Here is a 1,860-nt window from a genome sequence, read left to right on the forward strand (position 1 = left end):
TGCACGCCATCCGCCGCCTGCGCCGCGACCTCGACGCGCTGCCCACGGCGCATCCCGCACTCGAATGGGGTCTGCGCTGGCTCGAGCGTCAGGCCCCGCTGCGCGGCGAACTCGTGCTGTGCCACGGCGACTACCGCACCGGCAACTACCTCGTCGATGCACAAGGCCTGACCGGCATCCTCGACTGGGAATTCGCCGGCTGGGGCGATGCGCTGCAGGACATCGGCTGGTTCTGCGCACGCTGCTGGCGCTTCGGCGCGGATGCGCGCGAGGCCGGCGGCATCGGCCAGCGTGCGGACTTCTATCGTGGCTACGAACAAACCAGCGGCCGGCCGCTGGACCGCGAGCCCGTGCGCTACTGGGAAGTGATGGCCCATGTGCGCTGGGCCGTCATTGCGCTGGCGCAGGCGCAGCGGCATGCCAGCGGCGAAGAGACTTCGCTGCTGCTGGCGCTGACCGGGCGCATCGTGCCGGAACTGGAATACGAAGTGCTGACGATGACGGAGCCCGGCTGATGCTCGATAACACTCGTGGGGAGCGGCTGCTGGAGACGGCGCGCGACGTGCTGCGCGACGAGCTGTTGCCGGCTCTGCCGGCACATCAGCGCCACGCGGCGCTGATGGTCGCCCATGCCATGGCCATCGCGGCGCGTGAACTGAACCGGTGCGACGACGCGGGGCTGAACGAAGCCCGCGCGGCGAAAGATCGCCAGTTGTGCGCCTCGATCCGGGCCGGCGGCGTCGATGCTGGCACCGCGGCGGCGCAGGTGCACGCCGAACTGCTGGCCAGCACGCGCGCCAGGGTCGAGCTCAGCAACCCGAAATTCCTTCAGAAGAAGCCGAGCTTCCGCGGCGAATAGCTCACCAGCAGGTTCTTGGTCTGCTGGTAGTGGTCGAGCATCATCTTGTGCGTCTCGCGGCCGATGCCGGATTCCTTGTAGCCGCCGAAGGTGGCGTGCGCCGGATAGGCGTGGTAGCAGTTGGTCCACACCCTGCCCGCCTTGATGGCGCGGCCCATGCGATAGGCGGTGCTGCCGTCTCGGGCCCACACGCCGGCGCCCAGGCCGTACGGCGTGTCGTTGGCGATCTCCAGTGCTTCGGCTTCGTTCTTGAAGGTGGTGACGGCGAGCACGGGGCCGAAGATCTCCTCCTGGAAGATGCGCATCTTGTTGTGGCCCTTGAACAGCGTCGGCTGGATGTAGTAGCCGCCGGCCAGGTCGCCGCCCAGTTCGGCCCGGCCACCGCCGATCAGCACCTGGGCGCCCTCCTGCTTGCCGACTTCGAGGTAGCTGATGATCTTGTCCATCTGCATCGCAGAGGCCTGCGCGCCCATCATCGTCTCGGTGTCGAGCGGGTCGCCCTGCTTGATGGCCTTGATGCGCTCCAGCGCACGCGGCATGAACTTGTCGTAGACCGACTCCTGGATCAGCGCCCGAGACGGGCAGGTGCACACCTCGCCCTGGTTGAAGGCAAACAGCACCAGGCCTTCGATGGCCTTGTCGAAGAAGTCGTCGTCGGCAGTGGCAATGTCTTCGAAGAAGATGTTGGGGCTCTTGCCGCCCAGTTCCAGCGTGGCCGGAATCAGGTTGCCCGCGGCCGCCTGGGCGATCACGCGCCCGGTGGCCGTGGAACCGGTGAAGGCAATCTTGCCGATGCGCTTGCTGCTGGCCAGCGGCATGCCGGCTTCCCGGCCGAAACCGTTGACGATGTTCAGCACACCCGGCGGCAGCAGGTCGGCAATCAGCTCGGCCAGCACCAGGATGCTGACGGGCGTGGACTCCGCGGGCTTGAGCACCACGCAGTTGCCCGCGGCGATCGCAGGCGCCAGCTTCCAGGCCGCCATCAGGATCGGAAAGTTCCA

General features: G+C 67.5%; 3 protein-coding genes. 2 read left to right on the top strand and 1 reads right to left on the bottom strand.

The window, feature by feature from the left end; genetic code table 11:
• A partial coding sequence (locus VLK61_RS17090) for a phosphotransferase (protein WP_325422818.1) occupies positions 1 to 515 on the top strand: 515 nt, incomplete at its 5' end.
• On the top strand, positions 515 to 859 hold the full coding sequence (locus VLK61_RS17095) for a DUF6285 domain-containing protein (RefSeq protein ID WP_325422819.1): 345 nt from the start codon (positions 515 to 517) through the stop codon (positions 857 to 859). The genes VLK61_RS17090 and VLK61_RS17095, both read left to right, overlap by 1 nt.
• Here the strand turns inward: VLK61_RS17095 and adh are convergent.
• The coding region (adh, locus tag VLK61_RS17100) for an aldehyde dehydrogenase (protein WP_325422820.1) at positions 829 to 1,860 on the bottom strand (1,032 nt) is incomplete at its 5' end. The two genes, VLK61_RS17095 and adh, sit on opposite strands and share 31 nt — an antisense overlap.

Source organism: Aquabacterium sp. (assembly GCF_035476535.1).
Classification (GTDB): Bacteria; Pseudomonadota; Gammaproteobacteria; order Burkholderiales; family Burkholderiaceae_C; genus Pseudaquabacterium.